General features: G+C 70.6%; 8 protein-coding genes. 5 read left to right on the top strand and 3 right to left on the bottom strand.

Going from position 1 to position 22709, the window contains the following annotated elements:
* Nucleotides 1-74 precede the first annotated feature (74 nt).
* The 3 genes from ACFQVC_RS27315 to ACFQVC_RS27305 all read right to left on the bottom strand — a co-directional run bounded on the left by ACFQVC_RS27315 (nt 75) and on the right by ACFQVC_RS27305 (nt 2938).
* Nucleotides 75-572, bottom strand: coding sequence for a hypothetical protein (locus ACFQVC_RS27315; RefSeq protein WP_381835429.1), 498 nt, complete (start codon nt 570-572; stop codon nt 75-77).
* A 257-nt stretch (nt 573-829) separates the two neighbouring features.
* Entirely contained in the window at nt 830-1318 is a 489-nt protein-coding gene (locus tag ACFQVC_RS27310) for an HIT family protein (protein WP_381835427.1), read from the bottom strand.
* A gap of 285 nt (nt 1319-1603) precedes the next feature.
* Nucleotides 1604-2938: an MFS transporter gene (locus ACFQVC_RS27305; protein WP_381835425.1), complete on the bottom strand. Its 1335-nt coding sequence runs from the start codon at nt 2936-2938 to the stop codon at nt 1604-1606.
* Nucleotides 2939-3162: 224 nt separating this feature from the next.
* Here ACFQVC_RS27305 and ACFQVC_RS27300 point away from each other — a divergent pair, with 224 nt between their 5' ends.
* The 5 genes from ACFQVC_RS27300 (at nt 3163) to ACFQVC_RS27280 (ending at nt 22708) form a co-directional block, all read left to right on the top strand.
* Entirely contained in the window at nt 3163-3369 is a 207-nt protein-coding gene (locus tag ACFQVC_RS27300; RefSeq protein ID WP_381835423.1) for an MbtH family protein, read from the top strand.
* Nucleotides 3370-3449: 80 nt separating this feature from the next.
* The gene (locus ACFQVC_RS27295) at nt 3450-9779 is read left to right on the top strand and encodes an amino acid adenylation domain-containing protein (protein ID WP_381835421.1); all 6330 of its coding nucleotides are present in this window, start codon (nt 3450-3452) and stop codon (nt 9777-9779) included.
* Between the two features lie 39 nt (nt 9780-9818).
* On the top strand, nt 9819-10862 hold the full coding sequence (locus ACFQVC_RS27290) for a MupA/Atu3671 family FMN-dependent luciferase-like monooxygenase (RefSeq protein ID WP_381835419.1): 1044 nt from the start codon (nt 9819-9821) through the stop codon (nt 10860-10862).
* A gap of 21 nt (nt 10863-10883) precedes the next feature.
* The gene (locus ACFQVC_RS27285) at nt 10884-18845 is read left to right on the top strand and encodes an amino acid adenylation domain-containing protein (RefSeq protein ID WP_381835417.1); all 7962 of its coding nucleotides are present in this window, start codon (nt 10884-10886) and stop codon (nt 18843-18845) included.
* Nucleotides 18842-22708 carry a non-ribosomal peptide synthetase gene (locus tag ACFQVC_RS27280; protein WP_381835415.1) on the top strand — a complete coding sequence of 1289 codons (3867 nt, stop codon included), beginning with the start codon at nt 18842-18844 and terminating at the stop codon, nt 22706-22708. The genes ACFQVC_RS27285 and ACFQVC_RS27280 overlap by 4 nt, the downstream gene beginning before the upstream one ends.
* Nucleotide 22709: the final 1 nt, after the last annotated feature.

Raw genomic sequence — 22709 nt, 5'->3', positions numbered from 1 at the left:
TGGCGATGAGCGTGTGCTGAGCGGCGACGTCCGGCCAGATCCACAGCTGCAACCTCAGCCGGGTGGTACTTCCATTACGCGGTGCCGGCACTCCAGATCTGTACGAGGCAGAACTGGTCATGGCCGTTCAGCTCCCGCCCGTGGCCGGCCGGCGCCTCCAAGACAGACCAGGAGCCGTCGAGGGGGGAGTGGTAGGGGCCGTTGTCAGGGTTGAACACCCATTGCCACCGCGTCCTATGCACCCCGGGTGACGGCAACGACAATGCGACCTCGTGCCTTCCTCCGTCGATGGTGTAGAGCGCGAGATCGCCGGAAGGGAATTCCAGGTCCACTTCCTCCCCGGCTGCCCACGGCCCGGCAGGCACGGGAGGAGCAGCCGACCAACTCTCCAAGCGCACGAAGGCACTGATCACCTCGGACGGAACCTGCAGTTCCACAAATCCAGGGCCGGGGAGCAGCCACTTCGAGTTATCACCCTCCGGATTGTCAGGGGGCACGCTGTCGTCCATCAGGCCGAGCAATCGGTAACTTGACGATGTCGTCGTCTCGTAAGCATCCAGCAACGTACTCATGCGGCGCGCCTCGCTAGCGAGTAATAGCTACCAACCCCATCGTGCCGCAGGCAGGTGAAGTCCTGCTTGGCAGCGCTCGGGAGTCTTGTCGTAGCGGGCAGCGACGCCGCGCCAGGATTTCAGCTTGCTGATCAGACGCCCGACCGTACGGATTCCCTCACTTGATTCAACGGAGGCCACAATGAGCCTTTTCCAGCCTCACGTTGAGGGTGCCTGGCTCGCCTGCCTACGACGTGAGGGCGGTACAGGACTGGTGATCAGCTGCGGTCTTCGAGGCTGCTGTCGGTGATCTCGCGGAACAGCTCACGAGCCTGAGCGCAGAATTGTTCGACATCCGCGATGTCCGGCTCGTCACCGTCCGCCAGCATCCGGGCCTGGAGCTGCTCGGAGCGCAGCCCGCCGTAGCGGGCCCGCACCTCCGCGGTCACCGGCTGGACCGCGATGTGCAGATGCTTGCGCGCGTCGCGGCCGTGCGACCACATGCAGACGTAGGTCTGCTCAGGCCGGCACAACGTCTCCACGACACGGGCGGTGACGCGCAGCAAGGGACCGAGTTCCGCCGCAGCCGTGTCGTCGAGCTCCGCGACGGCCACGACGTGCTCCCGCGGACCGACGATCAAGGTGCCGAGATTCATTGGACCGACGACGTGGTTCACCACCCAGGAAGCGGTTTCGTGCAGGACGCCTCCGGGCAATTCCCGGCGCCCGGTCAGTAGGTCGCACCCGAGACACCCGATCACATCCACGCGGACCAGCCTATGCGGGGCACGCAGCGATGAAGTCAACTGCCCACCTGGTTGCGCAGTTTGAGGGTTGGTCTGAGACCTCACGAGTTGTGCCTTCCGGACGCTCTGGTCCAACCTTCAGAGGTTCGCCGACAGCCCTCTCTGGGACTCCCGTACTTACGCGGCCGGAGACGTCACAGTCCTTTCGGCGTTCAGCCATCTCGCCGGCTTATGAGCCGCTGCCGCGGTGCCCCACGCTCCGCTGCGGGCGGGCGGGCGGGCGGGCGAGTGGCCAGGGCGAGGGCTTCATCCATGTCCCGGCAGGGCGCTTTCGAGCGCCGTGTGCGGCTCGGGTAGGTCCCGCATGCGACGCAGCGGCGAGCACAGCAGCAGGCCGTTGGTCGCGAGCAGAGCGACCATTACCGTCCACATGGCGGTGCGTGGGCCGAGGGCGGTGTTCACCGCGCCGCCGATCACCGCGCCGAGCGGGATGGTGCTGTAGTTGAGGACGAGCGTGGTGGCGGTGACCCGGCCGAGCAGGCCGGGCGGGCAGTAGGTCTGCCGGAAACTGACGATGATGACGTTGCAGGCCACGATGCCCGCGAGCATCACGGTCGACCCCATGACGAACAGTGACAGCAGTGGCCCGCTGCCGGTCAGGGGAATGAGCAACCCGAAGGGTGTGGCCGTGAGTTGGACGGCCACCAAGGTGCGGGCGCTGCCGAAGCGGCGGGCAAGGCGTCCGGCGACGAGGCCGCCGAGCACACCGCCCAGACCCCCGCAGGCGATCAGGGCGCCGACTTGGCCCGGGGCGGCCTCCACCGTGCGGACGAGGAAGACGACTTGGACCGCCTGATAGGCGGCAAGGACAAGGTTCAGTGTCGCGCCGAACAGGGTGACGAGGCGGATATGGCGATCGTGGGCGACGAACCGCAGGCCGTCGGATATCTCCTGCCGCAGGTGCCGGCGGCTCGGGGTGTCCCGCCGCTCGGTCGCCTTGATGCGCAGCAGGCACACGGAGGAGACGAGGAAGGAGAGCGAGTCGAGGAGCAGGCCGGGAGCGCTGCCGAGCGTCTGGGCCAGCAGGCCGCCGACGCCGGGGCCGGCGACCCGCGCGGCCTGGTCGCCCACCTGCAGCTTCGCATTGCCTTCCATGAGCTCGGACTTGGCCACGAGGGCGGGCAGATACGCGGAGTACGCCGTGGAGTAGAAGACGGACGCCGCGCCCGCAAGGAGCGCCACCGCGAGCACGTGCCAGATGCTCAGAAAGCCCAGCCACCAGGCGGCAGGGACGGTCGCGAACAGGGCAGCGGAGAGCAGGTTGCAGCAGAGCATGACCGGACGGCGGGGCCATCGGTCGACCCAGGCGCCCGCGGGAAGGCCGATCACAAGCCAGGGCAGCCAGGGGGCCGCGGTCAGGACTCCGACCATCAGCGGGGAAGCGTCGAGCGTGCTGACCGCCACCAGCGGGAGCAGTACGGAGGTGACGCTGGTGCCGAATTTGCTCGTTGTCTCGCCGGTCAGCAGCAGGCGGAAGTTGCGGTGCGCGAGCAGTCCCCAGGGCCTCGGTCGTGGCCGGGATGCGCTGCGTACTGCGGAAGGCGCGGTCTGCGGGCCGTCGTCGGGCTCGGGGCTGTTCATCGCGGGACGCCCTCTCCAGGCAGTCGTGTCGGCAGGCCCGCCCTCGCGATCGGTGTCCACCGGCGCGCGAGCGACCTCAGCTATACAAGGTCTGGCCGGGGCGCTTCACGTTATCAAGATCACATTCTCAATAGCAAGTATGGGCAACGTCCTTGCTCGCTGCCTAGGATCATGGACGTCCTTTGCCGCCGAGCGGTGCGACTGATGGAAGCGGGGCTACTTGCATGCCGAATCCGTTTGAAGACGAAGCCGGGGACTTCCTCGTGCTGATCAATGACGAGCTCCAGCACTCGCTGTGGCCACGGCAGTTACCCGTTCCCGACGGGTGGCGCGTGGGATATGGCCCTGAGGGGCGGGCGGAGTGCCTGCGGTATGTGGAGCGCTCCTGGACGGATATGCGGCCGGCCAGTCTGCAGCGTGTGCAGCAGTAGCAGTGGCCGTACGTGGCCGAAATCGATCGCTTGCTAAAGCAAAGATTTCGGCTTCTTTAGCCAAGTTCAAGGAGTCCTTCGTGGACATTGGCGAGATCGGTCTCCGCCAGCGCTTCTCGGACACGGCCGCTCACCACCCGGACCGTGTCGCGATTGCCACGCCCTCGGGTTCCCTCGACTTCCGCGAGCTGCATGACCGTGCGGAACAGATCGCGCAGGCACTGCTCGCCGCGTCCGTGGGACCGGGCGCAGTCGTAGCGCTGAACCTGCCCCGTAGCGCGGATCTGATCGCCGCGATGCTGGCCGCCTGGCGGGTGGGCGCGGCGTATCTGCCGCTCGATCCCTCCTGGCCCGCGCAGCGGCTGCGGTTCCTGGTCCAGGACGCCGGGGCAGGCCTTGTGCTCACCTCCGGCGGGAACGGCGCGGTGTTCCCGCCGGCCATGGCGTCCATCGATCTCGCCCGGGGGCTCCCTCGACGCCCCGGCGGCGCAGCGCCGACACCGACTTCGGTAGCCGTCGCGGACCAGAGTCCCGCGTATGTCATCCACACGTCCGGCAGCACCGGGCGGCCCAAGGGTGTCGTCGTGACCCGGCGCAATGTCGCCCATCTCGTCCACGCGTTGGAGCGGGGCAACGTCTACCCGACGACTCCTTCTCGGGTGCTGTGGAATGCCGGGCTCGGCTTCGACGCCTCGGTGCAGCAGTGGGTCAGGGTCTGCCGTGGCGACACTCTCGTCCTGCCCACCGACGAACTGCGCGCCGATCCCGCCCTGTTCGCCGAGTTCCTTCGCAAGCAGCGGGTCACCGATCTCGACGCGACCCCGTCGCACTGGGACCTCCTGCGTCCCTACCTCGCGGCCGGGGTTGCGGGCGCCGGGCCGCTGCGGCTGTTCCTCGGCGGTGAGCCCGTGCCCGCCGCGATGTGGGCGGACCTGGTGGACATGACCGGCAGAGGCCTGGTGGACGCGGTCAACCTGTACGGTCCGACCGAATGCACCGTGGACTCGACTGCGGCCCGGATCACCGGCCCGAGCCCGCACATCGGTGCACCGCTGCCCGGCGTACGGGCGCTTGTGCTCGACGCGGCACTCCGTCCGGTCGAGCACGGAGAGGCGGGGGAGCTGTACCTGTCGGGGGCGGGCGTCGCCCAAGGCTACGCGGGGCGTCCCGGACTGACCGCCGAGCGGTTCGTCGCGGACCCCTCGGGACCGGCGGGCGCCCGGATGTACCGGACCGGAGATCTGGCGCGCTCCCTCCCGGGCGGAGGCCTTGAGTACCTGGGACGGGTGGACGACCAGGTGAAGGTGCGGGGACACCGGATCGAACCGGGCGAGATCGAGTGGGTGCTTGCCCAACACCCGTCGGTCTCCCGGGCCGTGGTGATGGTCCGGGAGGACAGGCCGGGGGACCGGCGGCTGACGGCATACGTCTCCATCGCCGCCGCGACACCCGCCTGCGACTCTGCCGCCGCGGCACCGGCCTGTGACTCCGCCGCCGCGGCACCGGCCTGTGACTCCGCCGCCGCGGCACCCGCCTGTGACTCCGCCGCCGCGGCACCGGCCTGTGACTCCGCCGCTCTGCGTGACCACTGCGGTGCTCTGCTTCCCGCCCACATGGTGCCGTCGGCCATCGTCACCGTCGACACCTTCCCCCTGACCCCGAACGGCAAGACGGACAAGTCGGCGCTGCCGGCGCCCGTCCACGACCGCGCCGACGGCGGCCGCGGCCCTGGCTCGGAGTCCGAGGAATCCCTGTGCGCCCTGTTCGCCCAGGTCCTCGACCTCGACGGCTTATGCGCCGACAGCGACTTCTTCGACCTGGGGGGCCACTCACTCCTCGCCATGCGACTCGTGAGCCGGATCCGCGCCGAACTGGGCGCCGAGCTGACGGTCCGTGATGTGTTCGAGGCGCCGACGCCCGCGAGGCTTTCGCGGCGGCTCGGCATGGAAGAGAGCACTCGGCCCGCGCTCCGGCGCCGGCCCCGCCCGGAAGGGCTGCCGCTCTCGGCGGCACAACGACGCCTGTGGTTCCTGGACCGCTTGGAAGGCGCGCACCCCACGTACAACGAACATGTGGCCTTCCGCTTCACCGGGGTCCTGGACGTGGCGGCGCTGCGGTCGGCCGTCAGGGACGTCGTCGCGCGCCACGAGCCGCTGCGCACGGTCTTTCCCGAACACGGCGGCGAGCCTCATCAGCACATCCACCCACCGAGCGCCGCCGGTCCCGGCGTTCCCCTGCGGGCGGCGACCGAGGAGGATCTCGCCGAGCAGCTGCGCGCCGCCGTCCGGGCCCCGTTCGACCTGGCCGCCGAACCTCCCTTCCGTGCCGCTCTGTTCACCCTTGGCCCGCGGGCCCATGTGCTGCTCCTGGTGATGCACCACATCGCGAGTGACGGCTGGTCCATGCGACCGCTGGCCCGTGACCTGGCCGCGGCCTACCGGGCACGCCGGGAGGGCGGCCGTCCGCACTGGCCGGAACTCCCCGTCCAGTACGCCGACTACGCCCTGTGGCAGGACGAGCTACTGGGGCGGCCGGACGACCCGAAGAGCCTGGCCGCACGGCAACTCGCCTTCTGGAGCAAGGAACTCGAAGGCGCGCCCGAGTCGCTCGCCCTGCCCTTCGACGGCCCCCGGCCGGCATCGTCCGGTGGTCAAGGGGGCTCTGTGCCCTTCGAGTGGGACGCCGGACTGCACGCACTCCTGCGGGACCTCGCACGCGAGCACGAGTGCACCGTGTTCATGGTGGTACAGACGGCGCTGGCGGTCGTGCTGACGCGTCTGGGCGCAGGCCACGACTTACCCATCGGGGCTGTGACAGCCGGGCGCGGTGACCCCGCCCTGGAGGACCTGGTCGGCTTCTTCGTCAACACCCTCGTCCTGAGAACGGACACGTCGGGAAACCCCAGCTTCCGCGAGCTGCTGCTCCGGGTCAGGGAAACCGACCTCGCCGCCTCCGACCATCAGGACCTTCCCTTCGAGCGTCTCGTCGAAGTGCTCAATCCGGAGCGCGTCACCGGCCGGCAGCCGCTCTTCCAGGTGCTGCTCGCCTTCCAGAACACCCCCGATGCCGTATGGGACTTCGACGACGTGGCCGTGCGGCCCGAGCCGGTGGCCGTGGGCACCGCCAAGTTCGACCTCGCTCTGTCGCTCACCGAGTCGCGGGCGGCGGACGGCGGCCCGGGTGGGCTGAGCGGCACACTCGAGTACGCCACCGACCTCTTCCGGGCCTCCACGGCCCAGGATTTCGTGGCACGCCTGCTGCGCGTGCTGCAGTCCGCGGCGGTCAACCCGGATGGCCGCCTCGACAGTTACGACGTGATGGCAACGGGAGAGGAGCGCCGGCTTCTGTCCGACTGGAACAGCACGCAGGAGGGCGCACCGTCCCCCACACTCCTGGAGCTGTTCGAAGAGCATGCCGAACTCGCCCCCGACACCTGCGCGGTGCTGTTCGAGGCGAGCCAAGTGTCGTATGCGGACCTCAACGTCCGGGCCAATCGGCTGGCGCGCTGCCTTCTCGCCCGTGGCATCGGTGCCGGCGCGGTGGTGGCGTCGGCGGTCCCCAGGTCGGTCGAGCTCGTCGTGGCCGTCCTCGCGACGATGAAGGCCGGTGCCGCCTACCTGCCGGTGGACCCGGAATACCCGGCAGAGCGGATCGCCTACCTACTCGAAGACGCCTCTCCGGCACTGCTTCTGACGACCCGACAGACGGTGCTGCCCGACCACGTCACCACCGGCCTGACCCAGATCCGGGTGGACAGCCCGGAGACCGGCGAAGCGATGTCCGCCCACTCGTCGGAGAACGTCCCGGACCGGGAGGCGGGTGCGCCGCGGGCCCCCGGGCAGCCCGCCTACGTGATCTACACATCCGGGTCCACCGGCCGCCCCAAGGGGGTCGTCGTTCCGCAGTGCGGGCTCGCCAACCTCGCCGCCCACCAGCTGGGGGCGCTGCGGGTGCCCGTCACCGGACGTGTCCTGCAGTTCGCCTCACCCAGCTTCGACGCGTTCTTCTGGGAGCTGTCCATGGCGCTGTCGGCGGGAGCCGCCCTCGTCATGGCACCGGCCCATCGGCTTCGGCCGGGACCCGAACTCCACCGCCTCGTCCAGGAGCACGGCGTCACCCATCTCACCCTGACGCCCGCCGTGTTGGGCGTTCTTTCCCCCGAGGCGCTGTCCGGCGTCGGCACGCTGGTCGTCGCCGGTGAGGCGCTCGGTGCGGAACAGTCACGGCGCTGGTCCGAGGGCCGGACCCTGATCAACGCGTACGGGCCGACAGAGACCACGGTCTGTGCCAGCATGAGCCGGCCCCTGCACGGCGGCCGGATCCCGCCCATCGGGCGGCCCATCCGCAATACCCGTCTCTACGTCCTCGACGCACAGCTGCGGCCCGTCCCCACCGGAGTGGTGGGCGAGCTGTACGCGGCCGGTGTGAGCCTCGCCCACGGCTACCTCAACAGACCGGGCACGACAGCGGAACGCTTCACAGCGGACCCGTACGGAGCTCCCGGCTCGCGCATGTACCGGACCGGTGACCTGGCGCGCTGGAACGCCGACGGTGACCTGGAATTCATGGGACGTGCCGACGACCAGGTCAAGGTGCGGGGACACCGGGTCGAACTCGGCGAGATCGAAGCGCTGATAGCGGGTCACCCACGGGTCTCCGACGTCGCGGTGACGGCGCGCGAAGACCGGCACGGCGACCGCGCGGTCGTTGCCTACGTCGTACCGCATGCCGACGCGGAGGAGGCAGGGCCGGGCCGTCCGGACGACCAGGCCGTCGTGGCCGCCTGGAAGCGGGTGCACGACGCCGTACCGGCACAGCACGGTCCGGTCCCGTTCGGTGAGGACTTCACCGGGTGGCGCAGCAGTTACGACGGCAGCGACATACCGGTCGACGAAATGCGGCAGTGGCGGGAGGAGACGCTCCGCAGCATCCGGGCGTTGCGGCCCCGACGGGTTCTCGAACTGGGAGTCGGCAGCGGACTGCTGCTCTCGGGAACAGCGCAGGACACGGAAGAGTACTGGGGCCTCGACGTCTCATCCGCGGTGATCCGGAATCTGCGTCAGCACGTGGACGAACAGCCGGACCTCGCCGGTCGTGTCTTCCTGAGGAATCAGCCGGCCGACGACATGACCGGCCTTCCCGAGGGCCACTTCGACGTGGTGGTGCTCAACTCGGTGGCCCAGTACTTCCCGAGCGGCGAGTACCTGGCCCGCGTGCTTGCGAACGCGGCGAAGGCCCTCGCACCCGGCGGTCGCGTCTTCGTGGGCGACGTACGGAACCTGCGGCTCCTGAAGCCCTTCCATGCCGCCGTCGCCGCGCGTCGAACCGGTGCCGAGCCCGGCAGCCCCGGCCATCTGCGGGCCGTGGAACGAGGTCTGGCGAGAGAGCAGGAGCTCCTGGTGGATCCGGACTACTTCCCCGCCTTTGTCGCCTCCTCCGACCGGTTCACCTCCTGTGACGTCCGGTTGAAGAGGGGCGGCTACCACAACGAGCTGAGCCGATACCGCTACGACGTGGTCCTGGACACCGGGCGCGTGCGGGTGACGGCAGGTACGACGGCCGAATTCCGGTGGGGCGAGGACGTTCACACGCTCATGGACGTACGGAGCCAGATGCATCAGGGCCCGCCGGGCCGGACGATCCGCGTCGCGGGCATTCCCAACGCCCGCCTGGCCCAAGACCTCGGCATGCTCGAAGACGCACCGGACGACGGTGTGGACCCGGAAGATCTCGCCGTCATGGCGGAGGAAGCGGGCCGCCAGGTCGTGCTGCGCTGGTCGGCGGTCGCGGGCCCCGGGCATTTCGACGCGGTCCTCACGAGCCCCGCGGCGCAGACCGGGCCACAGGACGGCCACTTCCAGGAAAGCCACCGTGCGCCTGTCCCGGATCCGGCTCCCCGCACCCAGACTCCCCGTACCAACGCCCCTTACGCCAACGTCCCTTACGCCAACGTCCCTTACACCGGGCCCGACCACGAGCGGTTCAAGGAATCGGTGCTGCGGCGCGCTGCCTCCTTCCTGCCCGGCTTCATGGTGCCCTCGGCCGTCGTCGTCCTCGACGCGCTTCCCCTGACACCGAACGGCAAGGTCGACCGCTCCGCGCTGCCCGCACCCGACACGGGCAGGGCCGCGGGGGGCCGTCGTCCGCGTACCCCTCAAGAAGCGACGTTGTGCGGGCTGTTCGCCGGGATCCTCGGTCTCGACGAAGTGGGCATCGATGACAACTTCTTCGACCTCGGTGGACATTCGCTGCTCGTGACGCGCCTTGTGAGCCGTATCCGAGCGGAGTTCGGGGTGGAGATACCGGTCGGGGCGGTGTTCGACGCTCCCCGCGTGGCCGAGCTCGCGGGACACCTGGCCGGAGCCCGCAAGGCCCGGCCGGCGCTGCGCAGGATGCGCCGCCAGACCTGACGGCCCGGCGCGACAGACCACCAACAGCAAGGTTGCTCCATGGAATTCAGCCTCTTCTACTTCGCCGACGACAGCACGCCGCACGGGGACGGCGGGCGGTACCAACTCCTTCTCGAAGGCGCGCGGTTCGCGGACCGGCACGGATTCCGGGCGGTGTGGACCCCGGAACGCCACTTCCATGCCTTCGGTGGGCTCTACCCGAACCCGGCCGTCGTGGGCGCGGCCCTCGCCACGGCCACGCAGAACATCGACATCCGGGCCGGCAGCGTGGTGGCGCCGCTGCACCACCCGGCACGGATAGCCGAGGAGTGGTCGGTGGTCGACAACCTCTCCGGAGGCCGGGTCGGGATTTCCTTCGCCTCCGGCTGGCATCCCGTCGACTTCACTCTGAGCCGGGCCCCCTACGAGGACCGCAAGCGCGTGATGCTGCGCAGCATCGAGCAGGTGCGGGGCCTGTGGCGTGGTGAGTCCCTCGACGTCGTGGACGGCACCGGGCAGACGACGCCGGTACGGGTCTTTCCCCCACCGGTCCGAACGGAGCTGCCGGTGTGGGTGACCAGCGCGGGCGAAGTGGACACGTTCCGTGCCGCCGCCACGGCCCGCGCCGGTGTGCTGACCCATCTGCTGCACCAGGACGCCGCGGAACTCGCCACGAAGATCACCGAGTACCGCCGGGTGGCCCGCGAAACGCACGAAGGCTGGGACGGGCACGTCGCGCTGATGCTGCACACCTTCCTGGCCGACAGCCGGGACGAGGCCCGCGACGCCGTGCGCGAGCCGCTCCAGGACTACCTCAGAAGTTCGCTCCACCTCATCACGCGCTCGTTCCGCGAAGCGGACCCCGACTTCGATCTCGACCTGCTCGACGAAGAGGACATCGACTTCATCGTGTCCCGGTCCTTCGACACCTACTTCGACGAGCGAGGCCTGTTCGGCACGGTGCCCGAGGCGGCCAGGACCGTGGAGCACCTGCGCTCCATCGGCGTGGACGAGATCGCCTGCCTGATCGATTTCGGCGTGGACACCAAGACCGTGCTCGGCGGGCTGCACCACGTCAACGCGCTGCGCGAAGCATCGGAATAGGGCTTGGAGGCCGAGAAACACATGATCCCCCTGTCGTTTTCGCAGCTGCGGTTCTGGTTCCAGGGCGAGGTGGGCAGCCGGAGTGAGTCGCCCATCACCTCGTTGGTGCTGCGCGTCCGCGGCCCCCTGGAGGCGGTCGTGCTGCGCCACGCGCTGCAGGACGTGGTCACGCGGCACGAAAGTCTGCGCACCGTCTTTCCGGCGACGGACGGCGTGCCGCAGCAAGTGATCCTGGACGCCGAGGCGCCGGAGGCACGGACAGAGCTGCCGGTGCGGCAGGTCGCGGCAGCGGATCTCGAGCAGGCAGTGGCCGAGGCCATGGAGCACGACTTCGACCTGGCGCGGGAGACACCCCTGCGCGCGGTCCTGGTCTCGACGGCGCCCGACGACCACGCGCTGGTGCTCACGGTCCACCACATCGTGTTCGACGGCTGGTCGATCGCACCGTTCGTGCAGGACCTGTCCACGGCCTACGCGGCCCGGGTCTCCGGAGGCGCACCGAGGTGGGCCGATCTTCCGGTGCAGTACGCCGACTTCACGCTCTGGCAGCGCGAGCTGCTCGGCACATCGGATGACCCGGACAGTCTCTTCGCGCAGCAACTCGGCTTCTGGCAGCGGAAGCTGGCCGGGGTGCCCGAGGAGCTGGCGCTGCCCTGCGACCGGGCCCGTCCGGCCGCGGCGTCCCATCGTGCCGGTGCCGTGCCCGTCCGTCTGGACCCGGAGGTGTATCGCGGGCTCATGGAACTCGCCCGGGACCACGGGGCGAGCCTGTTCATGATGCTGCACGCCGGGCTCGCGGGCCTGCTGCACGCCTGGGGCGCGGGTACGGACATTCCCGTGGGCAGCCCGGTGGCGGGCCGTACCGACACGGATCTCGAAGGCCTCGTCGGCTGCTTCGTCAACACGGTGGTCGTGCGCACGGACACCTCGGCGGACCCGGCCTTCGGTGAACTGGTGGGCCGCGTCCGGGCGGAAGTGCTGTCCGCCCTCGACCACCAGGAGGTGCCCTTCGAGCAGATCGTGGAGGCCGTCAACCCGCCGCGTTCCGCAGGGCGGCACCCGCTGTTCCAGACCATGCTCGTGCTGCAGAACAACGCCGACGCGGAGGCCCGGCTGCCCGGCCTCGACGTACGGATCCAGGGCGACCCCAGAGACCGGGCCATCTCCTTCGACCTTCTCCTCGACCTCACGGAGGCTGACGACGGAGTCACAGGACGGCTCGTCTACGCGGAGGATCTGTTCGACCGCGCCACGGCCGAACGCCTCGCCCGCTCCTACGAGAAGTTCCTGGCGGAGGCCGTCGCGCAGCCCGCCCGCCCCGTCGGGGAGCTGGCGGTGCTGACCGCGGCCGAGCAGCGGTCCCTGCTCGACGAGGGGAACGGCGACGCCGCCGCCATACCGTCAGGCTCGGTCGTGGACCGCTTCCGTCATCAGGCCGCCGAGACGCCGCAAGCCACCGCCGTGGTCTGGGGCGACAGCCATCTGACGTACGAGCGGCTCGACGCCCGAGCGGAACGCCTGGCACACCACTTGGTACGCAACGGCGCGGGCCCCGGCGGCACGGTCGCCGTGGCCATGGAGCGTTCGGCCGACCTTGTCGTCGCCCTCCTCGCCGTCCTGAAGAGCGGAGCCGCCTACCTGCCGCTGGATCCGCGCAGTCCGGACCGCCGACTGCGCACGGTCCTCGAAGAAGCGCGGCCTTGCCTGATGCTGGCCGACGCGCCGTCCCGGCGCCGCGCCGCCGCGCTGGCGGACGGCGACGCGTGCTGCCCCGTGGTGGCCGAGTCCGGCATGGACGCGCCGGACGGCGGACTCGCGACGGTCGACGGATTCGCGTCGGTCGACGGGCTCGCGTCGGACGGCGGACTCGCGACGGTCGACGGACTCGCGTCGGACGGCGGACTCGCGTCGGACGGCGGGCTCCCCGCTCTGCCGGGCGTTCCCGGCGCACAAACGGCCTACGTGATGTACACATCGGGGTCCACCGGACGCCCCAAGGGCGTCATCGTGACGCACCACAACATCCTGGGCCTGGCCGCAGACCCCTGCTGGGCCGACGGCACCCACACCCGGGTGCTCGCGCACGCGCCCCACTCCTTCGACGCCTCCACCTACGAGCTGTGGGTGCCGCTGCTCAACGGGGGGACGGTCGTGGTGGCCCCTCAACTCGCCTCTGCGGCAGACGCCTTGGAACAAGCGGTGGCCCAACACGCCCCGACCAGCGCCTTCCTCACGGCCTCGCTCTTCAACTCCCTTGTCGCGGACCGGAGTCCCGTCCTCTCCGGACTGCGGCACGTCCTGGTCGGTGGCGAAGCTCCCTCCGCGACGGCCGTACGGGAGATGCGGGCGGAGTTCCCCGGCACAGCCCTGACCAACGCCTACGGCCCGACCGAGAACACCACCTTCACCACGTGCCACCGCTTCGAGCCGGGAACGGACGGCGCCCCGCTGATCGGCCGGCCCATGGCCAACACACGGGCCTACGTACTCGACGAGCGGCTGCGGCCGGTGCCCCCGGGTGTCGTCGGTGAGCTGTACATCGCGGGCCCCGGCCTGGCGCTCGGATATCTGAACCGGCCCGAGCTCACGGCCGAGCGGTTCGTCGCCGACCCCCATGGTGGGCCAGGACAGCGGATGTACCGCACCGGGGACCTGGCGCGATGGACGGCCGGCGGCACGCTCGACTTCCGGGGACGGGCCGACGACCAGGTCAAGATCCGTGGCTTCCGTATCGAACTCGGCGAGATCGAGGCCGCGTTCGCCGCCGAGCCGGGCGTGGCGCAGGCCGTCGTCGTCGTCCGTGAGGACGAGGCGGGAGAGCGCCGCCTGGTCGCGTACGTGGTGCCCAGGCACGCCGGGGCCGACAGCGCCGACAGGTCCCACAGGGCCGACAGGGCCGACAGGGCCGACAGGGCCGACAGGTCCGACAGGTCCAACAGGGCCGACAGGGCCGACAGGGCCGACAGGGCCACGGAGCTGATGGCGCGGGCGCGGGAGGTACTGCCCGACTACATGGTGCCGACGGTCGTGATGCTGCCGGAAGGACTGCCCCTCACGGCGAACGGCAAGCTGGACCGCGCGGCGCTCCCGGCTCCCGAGCTCGGGGCCGGCGCCACGGCGCGGGAGCCCGGCACACCGGCCGAGAAGCAGCTGTGCGCACTCTTCGCCGAAATCCTCGGACTGCCCCAAGTCGGCGTGGACGACAGCTTCTTCGAACTCGGCGGCCATTCCCTGCTGGCCATCCGGCTGGTGAGCCGCCTGCGCTCCACGCTCGACACGGAGATCGACATGCGGGCGATCTTCGAGGCGCCCACTCCGGCCCAGCTGGCTGCCAGGTTCACCGAGGCGGCACCACCCGGGCGCGAGCCCCTCACGGCGCGGCCCCAGCCCCGGCCCGCGACGCTGCCGTTGTCCTTCTCCCAGCTCAGATTCTGGTTCCAGGGCGAGCTGGACGCGCACGAGCGGGCGCAAACGATCACGACGGCGCTCCGCCTGTCCGGAGAGCTGGACGTGACGGCGCTGCAGGCCGCGCTGCAGGACGTGGTGGCACGGCACGAGAGCCTGCGGACGGTGTTCCCGGTGACCGACGGGGAGCCGCGGCAGCGGATCCTGCACGCCGCGGACGCGCACGTCGACCTTGCGGTGCGCCATGTCGCACCCGAGGACCTCGCCCGCGGGGTGGCAGCCGCTTCCGAGGGCGCCTTCGACCTCGCGCGTGAACTGCCGGTCCGGGCAGCCCTGTTGGTGGCCGGGCCCACTGATCACACCCTTGTGCTGACGAACCATCACATCGCCTACGACGGCTGGTCTGCGGCGCCCTTCGTACGCGACCTGTCCACGGCCTACGAGGCCCGCCTGTCCGGCGGCGCACCGAGGTGGACCGGCCTCCCGGTGCAGTACGCCGACTTCACGCTGTGGCAGCGTGACCTGCTGGGCGACCCGGCGGACCCCGACAGTCTCGTCGCCCGTCAACTCGCCTACTGGAAGCGGGAGTTGGACGGGCTGCCGGAGGAGCTGGCGCTGCCCGCAGACCGGACGCGCCCGGCGGCCGCGTCGCAGAGAGCGGGATCGGTGGAGGTGCGGCTCGACGCGTCGAGCCACCGGCGGCTGACAGAGCTGGCCAGAAGGCAGGGCGCAAGCCTGTTCATGGTCCTGCACGCCGCACTCGCGGGACTGCTGACCCGGTGGGGAGCCGGCACGGACATCCCGGTGGGCAGTCCCGTCGCCGGACGCACCGACGCGGCCATGGACGACCTCATCGGCTGTTTCCTCAACACCGTGGTCATCCGCACCGACACCACCGGCGCTCCGTGCCTCACCGAACTGATCGACCGGGTCAAGGCGGACGTCCTGTCCGCCCTCGAGCACCAGGACGTGCCCTTCGAGCGAGTGGTCGACGCGGTCGGCCCGCAGCGGTCCGCCGCGCGTCACCCGCTCTTCCAGACCATGCTCAGCCTCCAGAACAACGCGTCGGCGCCGGTGGGCCTGCCCGGCCTGCAAGCGGAGGCCCTGCACGGCGCCGGTTATCCATCGACGCCGTTCGACCTGCTCTTCGACGTCGGCGAAACCGCGGGCGGGATCGAGGGACGGCTCGTCTACGCGGAGGACCTCTTCGACCGTGCCACCGCCGAGCGTCTCGCCCGTCACTTCGAGTCGTTCCTGACCCGGTCCGCCGAGGACCCGTTACTGCCGCTCACGCAGCTGGAGTTCCTGCCGTCGGCCGAGCGCCGAGCGGTCCTTGAGGACTGGAACGGCCGCCCGGGTGGCGAAGTCCCCCGCCTGCTGCCCGACCAGTTCCAGCGCCAGGCGGCCCAGTCGCCGGACGCCACCGCGGTGGTGTGCGGCCGCAGCTCGCTCACCTATGCCGAGCTGAACTCCAGGGCCGACCGCCTGGCCTGCCATCTGACCGCGCGCGGAGCAGGGCCGGAACAGCTGGTCGCCGTGGTGATGGAGCGCTCCATCGACCTGCCCGTCGCCCTGCTCGCCGTACACAAGGCAGGGGCGGCGTATCTGCCTGTGGATCCAGGGCACCCGAAGGAACGCATCGACATGGTCCTGGCGGATGCCTCGCCCGTCCTGGTCCTGTCCGACCTCGGCACGCGCCAACAGGTGGGCGACGCCGACTGGATCGCCCTCGATGACGCGCGCACCGCCGCCGCCCTGGCCGAACAGCCGGCGGACGAGATGGCCGCAGCCGGAACCAGGGGCGCCGTGCACCCCGGCAGCCTCGCGTACACGATCTACACATCGGGGTCGACCGGCAGGCCGAAGGGTGTCGCCGTCACCCACCGGAACCTGGCCGGCCTGCTGGACGCCATGGGCGACCGGCTGCCGCTGACGGCCATGGACCGGCTCCTCGCCGTGACCACCGTCGCCTTCGACATCGCGCATCTGGAGCTTCTGCTGCCGCTGTGTCACGGCGCTTGTGTGGTGATGGCGCAGGCCGAGGCGGTCAGGGACCCCTTCATGCTGGCAACCCTGATCGAGGAACACGCGGTCACCGCGATGCAGGCGACCCCCTCGCTGTGGGCCGCTGTCGTGGAGAGCGCCCCGAAGGCCGTCGAAGGACTGCGCATCCTCGTCGGAGGCGAGGCGCTGCCCGCCAAACTCGCCGGCGACCTGCGCTCCTTGGCCGGGAACGTCACCAACGTGTACGGCCCCACCGAAACGACCATCTGGTCCCTGGCGGCCGGCATCACCGCGGACAACGAGCAACGCCCGCCGATCGGCGGCCCGTTGGCCAACACCCGGGTCTATGTCCTCGACGACGGTCTGCAGCCCGCGCCGCTCGGTGTCACCGGTGAGCTGTACCTGTCCGGATCGGGGGTGGCCCGTGGGTATCTGAACCGGCCGGGACAGACCGCCGAGCGGTTCGTCGCCGACCCCTTCGGAGGGCCGGGGGAGCGGATGTACCGCACGGGCGACCTCGCCCGCTGGACGCCCGACGGCGTACTCGAATTCATCGGCCGCGTCGACCACCAGGTGAAGCTGCGCGGCTTCCGTATCGAGCCGGGCGAGATCGAGGCGGTACTCGACGGTCACCCGGCCGTCGCGCGGACAGCCGTTGTCGTGCGGGAGGACCGGCCCGGAGAGCGGCGTCTGGTCGCCTACGCGGTGCCCTCGGGCGACCTGCCCGTGACCGGTCTGGCCGACGAACTGGCGGCACGGGCGGAGCAGGTGCTGCCCGACTACATGGTGCCCCTGGTCGTACCCATGCCGGAGGGGCTGCCGCTGACGGCGAACGGCAAGCTGGACCGCGCGGCGCTTCCGGCCCCGCAGCTCCCTTCCGTCACCACGGTCCGCGAGCCGGGCACACCGGCGGAGAAGCTGCTGTGCGAACTCATCGCCGACATCCTGCGCCTGCCCCGAGTCGGCGTGGACGACAGCTTCTTCGACCTCGGCGGCGACAGCATCGTCTCCATCCGCCTGGTCGCCCGCGCACGGGCGCGAGGCCTGGTCATCTCCGCCCGTGATGTCTTCCGCCACAAGACCGTCGCCGAACTGGCCAAGCACGCCAGGGAAAGGGCACCGAAGGGCGGCACGTCCGGACAGCGGAAAGCGGCGTCGGGGACGGCGGCGGACACCGTCGCCGCCCGCACCGGCCCCGGGGAGCCGATCACTCTCACGCCGATCATCGAGTGGCAGCGTGCACGGGGAGGGCCGGTCGACGGGTTCCACCAGTCCGTGCTGGTACGAACCCCGGCAGACCTGCGGACGCGGCGGCTGCGGGACCTGCTGCAGAGCCTGCTCGACCGGCACGACGCCCTGCGCAGCCGGCTCGACCGCACGGCGGACTGGCGCCTCGACGTGCTGCCGCGCGACGCGATCAGCGCCGGCGAGCTGTTGGTGCGCGTCGACGTCACCGGCCAGAACGGAGCGGAGCTGGCCCGGACGGTCGGCACCCAGGCGGACGCGGCGCGGCGGCGACTCGCGCCGGGCAAGGGGCACATGGTGCAGGCGGTGTGGTTCGACGCCGGTCCCGAGCGCCCGGGACGCCTGCTGCTGATGATCAACCACCTGGTGGTGGACGGGGTGTCCTGGCGCATCCTGCTCCACGACCTGCGCGCGGAATGGGAAGGCAAGCAGAGCGGCGAGACGCCGGACGGCAGTGCCACGAGCGTGAGCGCGCCGGGGATGTCCTTCGCGGAGTGGGGCAGCCGACTGGCGAAGAGCGCGGAGGAGCGCTCCGGTGAACTCTCCTTCTGGACCGGTCTCGTCGACGGCGCGGACGATCTGGTCGCGGGCGTCGCGCTGTCGCCGGAGCGTGATGTCCTGCGGTCGCAGGCCACGGTCACGCGCGTGCTGCCCGCGGACCGCACGGAGCGCCTGCTGACGCGGGTGCCGGCCGCGTTCGGCACCGGAGTCAACGCCGTCCTGCTCGCCGCCCTCGGCCAGGCGGCCCGGCACTGGTGCGCGGATCACCGGCCCGGGAAGAACGAACCGTTCCTCGTCGACGTGGAGGGCCACGGCCGCGAAGAGATCGCCGAAGGCCTCGACTTGTCCGCGACCGTCGGCTGGTTCACGAGCATGTTCCCCGTGCGGCTCGACCGAGTCGAGGACGATCAGGGCAGGGCGCTGCGGACCGTGGAGAAGCAGCTGACGGCCATGCCCGACAAGGGGCTCGGGTATGGCCTGCTGCGTTATCTCAACCCGGAGACCGCCCCCGCCCTCGGTCAACTCCCCCGTGCCCAGGTGATGTTCAACTACCTCGGCAGGTTCGACCGTCCCGCCGACGCCGAATGGGGCCTGGTCACGGAGGCCGGGGCCGTCGGCGGCGGCGGTGACCCCGAGATGCCCCAGACCCACCTGCTCGAGATCTCCGCCGTCGCCCTCAACCAGGACAACGGCCCGGAGCTGCACGTCACATGGGGCTACCCCGAACGCCTCCTCACAAAGGAACAGGTCGAGGAGCTGGCCGACCACTGGTTCACGGCTCTGGACGCCATGGCCGTACGAGCAGAACACGAGGGAGAGACGGCATGACCGCCGGACAGCGAGACGGCCTGACCAAGGGAGCGGAAGAGCCGGTGACCCGCCCCGCACCGCTCCAGCAGGGGCTGTTCTTCCACACCGCGTTCGACACGGACGGGCAGGACGTCTACACGACCCAGCTGACTCTCGACTTCGAGGGTCCCCTTGATCCCGCCGCGCTGCGCGTCGCCTGCCAACTGCTGCAGCGCCGACACGACAGCCTGCGCTCCGGGTTCCGCACCGACGCATCGGGGGAACCCGTACGTTTCGTCGTCCGCGATGCGCCTCTCGGATGGCGGACGGCAGAGGTGCAGGACCTGGAGGAGGAAGCACGGCAAGCCGAGGCGGCGCGGATCGCCTACGAGGAACGCCGGCGGCGCTTCGACATCGGGAATCCGCCGTTGATCCGCTTCCTGCTGATCCGAGTCGCCCCGGAGCGATGGCGGTTCGTCCTGACGAACCACCACATCATCCTCGACGGCTGGTCCACCTCGCTTCTCCTCGACGAGCTCTTCCAGCTGTACGGATCCCAGGGGCCGGACCACGGCCTGGCCCCCGCACCGGCCTACAGCGACTACCTGGAGTGGCTGGCCGAGACGGACCACGACGAGGCCCTGGCGGCCTGGGCCGACGCGCTGGCCGGTGTGGACGCGCCCACCCTGGTCGCGCCGCAGGCTCCCGAACGGCAGCCGGTGGTACCGGAACGCGCGTTGCGGACCCTGTCCGCCGAGAGCACCGCGGCACTCGGCCAGCGGGCCAGGAACCTCGGCGTCACGCTCAACACCGTCGTACAAGTGGCCTGGGGGCTTGTGCTGCGGCGGCTCACCGGACGGGACGACGTGCTGTTCGGCATGACCGTCTCCGGGCGCACCGCGGACGTCGAGGATGTCGAATCGCTGGTGGGACTGCTCATCAACACCCTTCCCGCACGCGTACGTATCGAGGGCCCGGACTCCTTGGCCGACGTCCTGGAACGGGTGCAGGACCAGCAGCTCGACCTGTTCGAGCACCATCACGTGGGGCTCACACAGATCCAGCGCCAGACCGGACTCGGCACGCTCTTCGACACCACGACCGCGTTCGAGAACTACCCCACCGGCGGCGAAGTCGCCCTGGGCGAGGCGCGCTTGACCGGTGCCGGAGGTTTCGACGCCACGCACTACCCGCTGTCCTTGATCTGTACGCCCGGCGACCGACTCGGCATCCGGCTCGACTACCGGCCCGACCTGTTCGACCGGGACGAAGCGGAGCGGTACTGCGACTGGCTGGTACGCATCCTTGAGGCCGTCGCCGACGACCCCGGGCGTGCGGTGGACGAGGTGTCCGCCCTGACCGGTCAAGAGCGTCGGCAGATCCTCGTGGAGTGGAACGACACCCGGCGCGCGGTGCCGACCGCGACGCTCCCGGACCTGTTCGCCCAGCAGGCCGCCCGTACCCCCGACGCGCCCGCCGTGACGCATGACGCCGCCACCTTCACCTACGCCGAACTCGACCGGAGGGCCAACCAGTTCGCCCGGTTGCTCATCGAGCACGGCGCCGGCCCCGAGACCCTGGTCGCCCTGGCCCTGCCCCGCGGCGCCGACATGGTCATCGCCCTGCTCGCCGTGCTCAAGACCGGCGCCGCCTACGTGCCCGTCGACGTGCGCTACCCCGCGGACCGCATCGCGCACATGCTGACCGACGCCCGCCCCCGGGTCGCGGTGGTGTCCTCCTGCGCCGATGTCTCCCTGCCGCCGGGCACCGGGCAGATCGTCATGGACGACGCCGCGGTGCGGCTGCGGACCGCAGGCCTGCCCGACGAAACCCTCGCGGACGCCGAGCGCGCACAGCCGCTCCTGCCTCGCCACCCCGCGTATGTGATCTACACATCCGGATCCACCGGAGTCCCCAAGGGGGTGGTCGTCGAGCACGCCAACGCCGTCAACTTCGTGGCCACGGTGCGCGACCACTTCGGTGCCGACGGCATGGCACGGATCCTCGCGTCGACCTCCCTGAGCTTCGACGTCTCCATCTTCGAGATCGTCACGACCCTGGCCATCGGCGGTCACCTGGAACTGGTCGACGACCTCTTCGCGGTACTCGAACGTGACCGCTGGGAAGGGAGCCTGCTCAGCGGCGTTCCGTCGGCGGTGGCGAGCGTCCTGGCCGGCGGCGGCACCGAACTGTCCGCGCGGCACGTGGTGCTCGGCGGCGAAGCGGTCCCACGGGGACTGGTCCATGACCTCAAGGCCCGCATGCCGGGCTGCGTCGTCACCAATATCTACGGCCCCACCGAAGCGACGACGTATGCCACTTCATGGCGTGACGCGGACAGGCCCGTCGAAGGCGATCCGCCCATCGGCCGCCCCGTCCCCAACGCCCAGGTGTACGTGCTCGACCAGAGGCTCCGTCCGGTGCCGGTGGGGCTCCCCGGCGAGCTCTACATCGCCGGCGCGGGCGTCTCGCGCGGCTATCTGAACCGCCCGGGACTGACCTCGGAACGCTTTGTGGCCTGCCCCTTCGGCCCGCCCGGCGCGCGCATGTACCGCACCGGGGACCAGGTGCGGTGGCGGGCGGACGGTGAGCTCGAGTATCTCGGCCGGCTCGACGACCAGGTGAAGATACGAGGTTTCCGGGTCGAGCTCGGCGAAGTGGAAACGGCCCTGCTGCGCCACCCCCGGATCGCGCAGGCCACCGCGATGGTGCGCGAGGACCGCGCGGGCGACCGCAGGCTGGTCGCCTACGCGGTGCCCGCCGGCCCGTCCGCGGAACTGGACGTGGCGGCCCTCCGCCGCTTCGTGGGTACCGCGCTGCCCGACTACATGGTCCCGGCGACGATCGTCGCGGTGCCCCGCTTCCCGCTGATGCCCAACGGAAAGCTGGACAGGGCCGCGCTGCCCGCTCCCGTGTACGCGCAAGAGGGCCGCGCTCCGGGCAACGCCCGCGAGGAGATGCTGTGCACGCTCTTCGCCGAAGTGCTCGGTGTGAACCGGGTCGGAGTCGACGACGGCTTCTTCGACCTGGGCGGCCACTCGCTGCTCGCCACCCGCCTGGTGAGCCGCATCCGCACCGCCCTGGGCGTGGAACTCTCCATCCGCACCCTGTTCGAGGCGCCCACGGTGGCCGCCCTTGCCGACCGGCTCGGCCAGGACAGCCAGGGCACCGGACTCGGCGTGCTGCTGCCCCTGCGGAGTGACGGCGGTGACCGCCCGCTGTTCTGCGTCCACGCCGCGAGCGGCCTGGCATGGCCCTATGCACGGCTGCTGCCCCACCTCGATGCCGGGATACCCCTCTACGGACTGCAGTCGCCCGGCGTCGGCGTACCGGAAACCGGTGCGTGGGACCTCGACGACGTCGTACGCGACTATGCCGAGCAGATGCGTTCGGTCCAGAAGGAGGGCCCGTACCGGCTGCTCGGCTGGTCGGTCGGCGGCAATATCGCCTTCGCACTGGCGGCCCACCTGGTCGAGGCGGGCGAACGCGTCGAGTTCGTCGTCCTGCTGGACTCCTATCCACCCCTCGACCCGAGCGTGCTGCCGGCCAGGGACGCCATGCTGCGCGACGTGCTCGGCGGCATCGGATTCGCCGCCGACGGGACCTCGTCGCAGCAGCTGGCGACGCTGGGGGAGCAAGCCGTCGAGGGAGTACGCCGGACGGCCGAGGCAGCGGTCGAGGTGCTGCGGACCGTGCCGCCGCGCAGTTCCGACATCGACATCGTGTACTTCCGGGCAGCCGCGGACCCGGCTCGCGCCCAGGCCGCCCCCACGGACTGGAAGACGTTCGGCGGCGGCCGGATCTCACTGCACGATGTCGACTGCGGCCATTACCAGTTGATGGAGCCCGCCCCGCTCGCCGAGATCTGCGGCGTGCTGTCCGAGCTGATCGCCGGACGCTGAA

It is taken from the genome of Streptomyces monticola (genome assembly GCF_042665355.1).
GTDB lineage: Bacteria > Actinomycetota > Actinomycetes > Streptomycetales > Streptomycetaceae > Streptomyces > Streptomyces monticola.
The sequence above is the reverse complement of the archived record's forward strand: the minus strand, read 5'-3'. Positions and strand labels throughout refer to the sequence as shown.